The sequence below is a fragment of the Streptomyces sp. WAC 01529 genome, from assembly GCF_003945545.1.
Lineage (GTDB): Bacteria > Actinomycetota > Actinomycetes > Streptomycetales > Streptomycetaceae > Streptomyces > Streptomyces anatolicus.
Genome location: NZ_CP029617.1, coordinates 7,590,712 through 7,598,441, shown reverse-complemented (window position 1 = coordinate 7,598,441; position 7,730 = coordinate 7,590,712). Strand labels below are relative to the sequence as shown.

Genomic DNA, 7,730 nt, shown 5'->3' with positions numbered 1-7,730 from the left:
CACCGGGCCGGGGGGCAGCGAGGGTCGCGGCTCAGCCGTCGTCGGCGCGCCGCGCCGTGCGCCCGGATATCTGCACCCGGTCGATCGTGCCGGTGGCCGGATCGCGGTGGAACCGGCCACCGGGTTCGAGACGCCCCGTGGCCGGATCGCGCAGATCGCAGGACAGGTCGGCGTAGCAGACCAGCGGAAGGGACAGGTCCCCGTCGATGGACAGGGCCGGCGTTCCGTCGGGTCCCGGCGCGACGCGGTAGGTCGTGGAGCCGTTGCGGTAGGTGCCCGCACAGCCGGGCAGGCCGACGGGAAGGCCCCGGTCCGCGGTGAGCGCGTCGACGGGCACCCGGATTCCGGTCAGCCGGGCCAGGTCCTCGGCGAGGTCGCGCCAGAGAGCGGTGGCGCCACCGGCGTTGCCCGTGAAGGCCACCACGACCCCGCTCTCCGGGTCGGTCCGCAGATGGCAGGACGTGCCCTGTGCGTTGCCGTCGTGGCCGCACCACACCCGGCCGTCCCGCTGGTACAGGGCGAGTCCGGCACCCCAGCCGTCGGCGAGCGCCCCCGGGTCGGCGGCGGTCTCGGCCCGGCGCATCTCCTTGGCGACGGCGGGCGGCAGCAGATCCGAGCGGCCGGTGAGCGCGTTGCCGAACACGACCAGGTCCAGGGCGCTCGCGAGCAGCGCGCCGACCGGTGCCTCCAGCGGCGCCAGGTTCTGCCGGGCGGCGACGGCCTGCCCGGTGGCGGTGTTGACGGCGTGCCCCGCGGCCACCGGGCGCAGGGGCGCGGCATCGGTGACGAACGCGGGCAGGACACCGAGGGGTTCGAGAAGCAGCGCCCGCACGGCCTCGGGCCACGGCATGCCGGTGACCCTCTCCACCAGCTGACCGGCGGCGACGTAGCCGGCGTTGGAGTAGGAGAAGTCGGTCCCGGGCGTGAACAGCAGATCGCGGGAGGTGCAGACGGCCCTCAGATAGCGCGCCGGGGTGGTCGCGGCGGCGGTGTCGGAGTCGGGGCCCGTGGGCAATCCGCTGGTGTGGCTGAGGAGTTGACGCACGGTCACCTGCGGCGTGCCGGCCAGTTCGGCCAGGTGCTCGGCGGCCGGTTCGTCCAGGTCGAGGTCGCCGTCGTCGGCCAGGAGCATGACGAGCGCGGCGGTGAAGGGCTTGGTCAGCGATCCCAGCGGAACCGCGGTGTCCGCGGTGAAGGGGCTGCCGGTGGTGACGTCGGCGGTACCGGTGTGTACGGCGACGACGTCTCTGCCGGTGTCCAGGACCAGTTGGGCGCCGGGTACCCGGTGGGTCCGGGCCAGCTCATCGAGACGGTCTTGCAGCTCACGACGGAACGCCTCACGGCCTAATGGCTCACGGCTTATCAGGGACGGAGGCCGGAAGGCGACCGGAGCGGTGGGGACGGTGTACGGCATGAGAAGAGGACTCCCGTTGGGTGGGTCTCATGTGCGGGTGTGCCGATCCAGCCCGGGAATGAGCGGTTCCGGGCCGGCCGGGGCGCTGCGTGCGCCGGGACTACGCTCTGCCGACCTCTACGGGCAGATGTCGTACGCCGACGATGACGGCAGGGTTCTGGTAGACGATGTCCTCGTAGGAGGGGATCACCAGTTTGCGGAATCGTTCATGCAACATGTGAAGAGCGATCCGTGCTTCCAGCCTGGCCAGCGGCGCGCCGAAACAGAAATGGATGCCGTGCCCGAAGGTCAAGTGGGGGTTGGGACTCCGGGTCACGTCGAAGACGTCGGGGGCGGTGAAGCGGGCGGGATCCCGGTTGGCGGCGCCGAGATGGGCCATCAGCATCGTGTCGGCCGGGATCTCGTGGCCGCCGAGGACCACGGGCCGGGTGACCCTGCGGCCCAGTTCGGGGAAGGGCGGCAGCCAGCGCAGCACCTCCTCGACGGCGGCCGGGACGCGCGTGGGGTCGGCGCGCAGCGCGGCATCCGTGTCGGGTTGGCCGTCGAAGGCGACGATCGCGTTGCCCAGCAGCGCGGTCGTGGTGATGTGCCCGGCCACAAGCAGCAGGGCCACGAAGCCGACCATCTCCTGGTCGCCGAGGCGGACACCGTCCACCTCGGCGGCGATGAGTCTGCTGGTGAGGTCGTCACCGGGGTCGGCGCGGCGGGCGCGGATGTGGTCCAGCATGTAGCCGTTCATCTCGCGCACGGTGGGGGCGATGGCTTCCAGCGCCCGCTCCAGGTCGGCCATGTCGGGCGCCTCGCCGAGCTGGTCGCCGCCGAAGAGGACGCTCGCCCACTCCTGGAAGAGCCGGTGCTCCTCCGCGGGGATGCCGAGCAGTTCGGCGATGACGATGATCGGCAGCGGGTAGGCCAGCACATCGACCAGGTCGAACCGGTCGCGGTCGGCCACGTCGTCGAGGAGCCGGGCACACACCGCCTCGATGCGGGGTTCGAGTCCTTGTACGACACGCGGGGTGAACGCCTGGCTCACCAGGGTGCGGAGCTTGCGGTGCTCCGGCGGGTCCATGCCGACGAAGTTGCCCTGGGTGAAGGTCTCGAAGTCGGACTGGGTGGGTGCGAGCGTGGAGAGCTCCGAGGAGTACGTCGCCGGGTCGGCGAGCACGGCGGAGACGGTCTCGTGGTCAAGCACCTGCCAGACGCGCTGGGTCTCGTCGTAGCGCACCGGCCCGGTCTCGCGTAAGCCCCGCCAGCGGTCGGGCAACTCCTCCAAGAGGGGCCGCTCGCCCGTCGGTTGCTTGCTGATCACCTTGTCTCCCTTGCTAGCGGCTTGCGCGTGCGGGCACAGTGGATTCACGCGCACAGGGGTGGGGTGGAGCGGGCCGGGCCGGCCGGTCGGGGCGGCCTCGGGCACGGCTGTGTCGCTGTCGCCTGGACCTGAGGAGGAACGGCACGCGCCCCGCGGGGCCCTCGTGCGCCGGGGCGGTCGATCGGCGTCAGTCCGACGTCAAGGCGGGCTCCCGGCCCTCAACACATGCGGTGCGGGATGCCGCGGCGGCTGCACGGCCGACCACGGCCCCGCAGTCGGCCCAGTCGTGCGGCGCGCCAACCCGACATAACCCATCCCCCTCGGCGATACCTCCCGCGCACCGAACACGCGGGACCCTCCCGGCTCCTGGACGGACAGTGGACCCCCCAGTCCCGGCCGTTCGAAAACGGGTGTGAGAGTACGCAATCACAGCGCGTCCTGTGCCGCGATTGGCATGCTGCGCCCCTCGGAACACCTTCGTTTCGATGGAACTCGGCCACAGTCTTCACGGCGAGTCACCTGCAAGCAACCCCCTGAGGTTGAACGGAGAGTGCTCTGCCGGTGCTTTTGCGTCACCGCTCGGCCACTTCGTCCGACCGACCTCGTACCGAGGACGACCGTCGAATGCCGCACCGCCGCGTGTGCCCAGGGACCTCCCCCGCAAACCGGTCTGTGTCGAAAAGAACGCGGCCAGTGCGTGGACGGGCCCGTCGAACGCCGCCGGGCCGGACCGGCCGGAGGCTCCGCCGCGCCGTCGACATGTCGGCCCAGATCTCCCTGATCTGGGGTGATGATTTGGCCAGCGGGCACTTCGGACCCCGCTGACGGGACGGTGGCTCAACACGCCGTAGACGTATTCACTCCGCGGCCGATGTGTCCCGGTCGGCTCCGCACCTCCGCCGCCTCGCCCGCCCGCTCCCCGCCCGGACGGAACATCACACCGCTCCCACCGCACAGATCCGGCCAATTGGCGTGCGCCCGCGCAACGGACCGGCGGGGGTATCGATCGCAGCCCCGCCGATGCGGAGCCGGCGGAGCCGGCGGGCCGTCGGGGCGTAGGGGCGTAGGGGCGTTGGGGCGTTGGCGTTCTTGTCGAGACCGTTGTCCGGACCTGATCCCTGAGTGAGGATCGGTCGCATGAGCCGTGCCCATGGATCCACCACATCCCCGCCCGGGCCCGGGTCGCCCGCGAACTGGCCCGTGTGGTGCGCGCCGACGGGAGAACGGTCGTCCGCACCACGTTCCGCGAGCGGCTGGACGCGGTGCTCTACGACTACTGGCCGCGGCGTACGACGAGGCGCGGGACGCGCCACGGCCGGTCCTCGAACGCTATGACGTGGCCGTGTTCTCCCGCTAACTGCCCGATCAGGGCACCCGCGGAGAGGGTTCTGCCGCCCCTTCATCCGGGGCCGAGCAGCGCGGTGCGGAGGTGCGCGAAGGCGTGGTGGAAGGAGCGGGTCCGAAGGCCAGGGGGCCCATCGCCTGGTAGAGCGGGGCCTGTTCCACTGCTTCCTGGTAAGCGGCACGCAAGTCGTCGTGCACAGAGACCAGTTGGGCGTCGCTCCGTGCCGCCAACAGCCAGCGGTACCCGATCGGGTCGCCTTCCAGGCGGCGTGGCACCACGCCGTCGGCGCCGGGGGAGGTGGCCTGGCACAGGGTGACGGCCTGCCCGGCGGTGACCAGCAGTCTGTTGGTGGAGTAGTCGCCGTGCAGGACCCGTGGTGTCAGACCGGCTGCCAGGAGTGTCCGGTACAGGATCTCCCATTCGCCGTCGGCCGCCTTGTCCATCATCCATTGCTCGTCCGCCAGTTCCTGAAGCGGTACGGTCTGCCGGCAGGCGGCGGGGTGACGCTCGGAGATGGACAGGAACGCGGGCTCGCGTTCCAGGAAGACCAGCAGCCGCAGCCCTTCCGGTACGCGCAGATGCGTTCCCTCCATCTCGTGCACGAGGGCGACGTCGAGCTGGCCGGCGGCCACCATCCGCAGCAGCGTGTTGGAGGACACGTCCGCCTGGGCGGTCAGCTGGGCCTCGGGGTACCGGACGCCCAGACGCCGCGTCCACAGGGGCAACACGGAGGTGGGTGTGGAGCCGATGCGCAGCTGGGGTGTCCGCGCGGAGCTGGCCGCTGCCCGCATCTCGGCGGTCAAGTGGGTGATGTCGGCCAGTACGGACCGGGACCGGGCGAGGAGTTGGTGGCCGAGCGGCGTGGGGCGGCAGCCGTCGGGCAGCCGGAGGAACAGCGCCCCGCCCAGACTCTCTTCGATCCGGCGCAACTGCGCGGTCAAGGTCGGCTGGGCCACTCCCAGCACGCGTGCCGCCTTGTGCAGACTGCCGGCATCGGCAATGGCGGTCACCGCGCGCAGATGCCGAATCTCCAGATCCATGGGGGCGAGAGTAGGGCGACATTCAACGTTCGCCAACAGTTTGGCGGCTGCGGACGCCCCTCGGGCACAACAGCGTCTTTCCGTCCGATAGGCCTGGGCTATCGGGCGTTAGCAGCCTCCCCCGCCGTCTGACACGGAGTACACACTCATCGCGCACCGTACTCGGCTTCCCCCGAGACGAAACAGCGAGGAGACCCCCCACCATGCAGGTTCGCAAACTGTCCGTGCGCGCAACCGCCTGCGCCACCGGACTTGCCGCGACGCTCGTCCTCGGCGCCGTCGGCCAGGCCACCGCGGCCCCCGCTCCCGCCGACACCCCGGCGTATACCGCCGCCGCAGCCTCCACCACCGGCGCCTTCGGTACGGCGGCCGTGTCACCGAAGAAGACCGGCGCACAGCCCATCATCGGCGGCAGGGAGACACAGGCGCAGCCCTACCACGCCCGCGTCTTGAGGAACGGCCAGGGCATGTGCACCGCGACCCTGGTGTCGGCCCGTCACATCCTGACCGCCAAGCACTGCGTGAACCAGTCCGCGCAGTACACCTTCCGTATCGGCAGCACCTACGCGTCGAGCGGCGGCACGGTGGCCGCCGCCGCACGCATCACCCTGCACCCGTCGGCCGACCTCGCCATGGTGAAGCTGGACCGGGACGTCACCCTCACGCCTGCCAGGATCGCCGGCGCCTACCCCCAGACGGGTACGAACGTCTCCGTCTACGGATGGGGCGCCACCTGCCGGGACAACGAGAGCACCTGCCAGTCCCCCGTCCTGAAGACCGCCACCATGCGGATGACCGGTCTGACCACGGACTACTACGGCGGCACCGCGATCGGCCTTCAGGGCGTCGACGGTGTCGCGGCCGGCGGAGACTCCGGCGGGCCCGCGATGGCCGGCGGCGCCCTGGTCGGAGTGGCCTCGACCAGCGACCGGCAGTCCAGGTCGAACTACACGGCCACCGCCGCGTACACCAACTGGATACAGTCCGCGGTCTCCAACGGTTGACCTCGACCCCGCAAGGCGCTAGTTGTCATGTTCGCGCCACTCTTTTTGGTCCTCTCCTCTCGGACCCCTCGGGGTCCGACTCCTCCCGCATGAAAGGACAGTGATGGTGCACTACCTACGGTTAGGTATAGCCGGTGCCGCGACAGGGGTGCTCCTGACCGCGATGCCGGCGGCGCACGCCGTGTCCGCGGCCGAGCCCACCACGCCGAAGCACGTGGCCGCGCAGGTCACGCTCCGCTACGACGCCAGCCGAGCGGCAGGCTGGGAGCAGGCGATCTCCGCCGGGGTCGCCTCGTGGAACGGCAACGTCGGCAACGTCAAGCTGGTCAAAGCCGCCCCTGGCAGCCGAGCGGAGATCCAGATCGTGGCCACCACGGGCTGGCCCCAGGCCACGCTCGGACCGGTCAGGCCGGGCGGCCGGGCCCGGGTCGAACTCGGCAGCCAGGCGGTCTCCCAGGGCTATGACAAAACCCGCATCGTCGCCCACGAACTCGGCCACAACCTGGGCCTGCCGGACACCAAGCCCGGCCCCTGCTCGCAGCTGATGTCGGGCTCCAGCGCCGGTACGAGCTGCCGTAACGCGGTGCCCGACGCGGCGGAACGCTCACGTGTCGAGAACGCGTACGCGAACGGCGCCGCGGCGCACACCCGGACCGGCGGGCGCGTGCTGGTGGACGCGCCCTAGTCGGCAAGGGTCACCCCTACGTGACGATGCCTGGCCTCAGCCATACCGCGGTCAGGCATCGTCACCCGCGTGGGGGGTCGGCAGGAGCCGTGCCGGCTGAAGCAGCGGGAAAGGCAATGGCCGGGCCTGGTCCCCAGCGGGTCCCCAAAACGATCAAGGGGCCGTTTCAGATTACTCTGAAACGGCCCCTGACCTGCGACTCTTTCGAGTCGGGACGACAGGATTTGAACCTGCGACCCCTTGACCCCCAGTCAAGTGCGCTACCAAGCTGCGCCACGTCCCGGTGTGTTCTCTGCGGTGTCCCGCGTGATCACAGGTAGAACTCTACCCCACGTGTGAGGGTGCTCCGTTCCCCGGTGACCGCCGTCAGGTACGCGCGACAATCCTCGTATGAGCACCGCACCCGGACCGTACGCCAGTGGCCGTGACCGTGATCGTGACGAGGAGGGCCGGGCCCGTAACCAGCGGCCGCGCGACGGGCTAGGCCGGCCGTTGCCCTATGGCGCGGACGGCGTGGCCCGGCAGCCCGAGGGCGTCGTGCGCGCGCCCGAGGAGTCGGTCTCCGAGGCGCAGGCCCTGCTGGACGCGGGGCGGCCCTTCCACGCGCACGAGGTCTTCGAGGACGCGTGGAAATCCGGCCCGGAGACGGAGCGGGACCTGTGGAAAGGGCTGGCCCAGCTGGCCGTCGGCCTGACCCACGCGGCCCGCGGCAACACCAAGGGCGGGGCGCGGCTGCTGCTCCGGGGTGCGGGGGCGGTCGAGCACTGGCGCGGGAGCGGCCCGGAGCGGCCGGAGCGGCCGTACGGGATCGACCTCGCGGAAGTGATCCGCTGGGCCGGGGCGCTGGCGGAGCTGTTGGAGCGGGAGGAGACCGCGGTGGACGCGGGCGCCCACGCGCCACGGCTGCGCGGCGGCGCGGAGCGCTAGCCACCC

At 71.2% G+C, this 7,730-nt stretch carries 6 protein-coding genes and 1 tRNA gene; 3 read left to right on the top strand and 4 right to left on the bottom strand.

From position 1 onward, the window contains the following. Nucleotides 1-31 precede the first annotated feature (31 nt). The 3 genes from DMA15_RS33710 to DMA15_RS33695 form a co-directional block, all read right to left on the bottom strand. Entirely contained in the window at nt 32-1,414 is a 1,383-nt protein-coding gene (locus DMA15_RS33710) for a serine hydrolase domain-containing protein (protein ID WP_125516453.1), read from the bottom strand. Nucleotides 1,415-1,514: 100 nt separating this feature from the next. Then, entirely contained in the window at nt 1,515-2,723 is a 1,209-nt protein-coding gene (locus DMA15_RS33705; protein ID WP_125516452.1) for a cytochrome P450, read from the bottom strand. A gap of 1,365 nt (nt 2,724-4,088) precedes the next feature. Continuing rightward, nucleotides 4,089-5,108 (bottom strand): LysR family transcriptional regulator, encoded by a 1,020-nt coding sequence (locus tag DMA15_RS33695; protein WP_125516451.1) that lies wholly within the window; start codon nt 5,106-5,108, stop codon nt 4,089-4,091. A 203-nt stretch (nt 5,109-5,311) separates the two neighbouring features. Between DMA15_RS33695 and DMA15_RS33690 the strand changes: the two genes are divergently transcribed. After that, nucleotides 5,312-6,112 (top strand): trypsin-like serine protease, encoded by an 801-nt coding sequence (locus DMA15_RS33690; RefSeq protein ID WP_125516450.1) that lies wholly within the window; start codon nt 5,312-5,314, stop codon nt 6,110-6,112. A gap of 163 nt (nt 6,113-6,275) precedes the next feature. Beyond that, on the top strand, nt 6,276-6,797 hold the full coding sequence (locus tag DMA15_RS33685; RefSeq protein WP_240660078.1) for a snapalysin family zinc-dependent metalloprotease: 522 nt from the start codon (nt 6,276-6,278) through the stop codon (nt 6,795-6,797). 209 nt (nt 6,798-7,006) lie between these two features. On the opposite strand, the gene DMA15_RS33680 is transcribed toward DMA15_RS33685, so the two are convergent. Next, nucleotides 7,007-7,080, bottom strand: a tRNA-Pro gene (locus tag DMA15_RS33680). A 107-nt stretch (nt 7,081-7,187) separates the two neighbouring features. On the opposite strand from DMA15_RS33680, the gene DMA15_RS33675 reads away from it, so the two are divergent. Next, nucleotides 7,188-7,724, top strand: coding sequence for a DUF309 domain-containing protein (locus tag DMA15_RS33675; protein ID WP_125516449.1), 537 nt, complete (start codon nt 7,188-7,190; stop codon nt 7,722-7,724). The last annotated feature ends 6 nt before the right edge of the window (nt 7,725-7,730 follow it).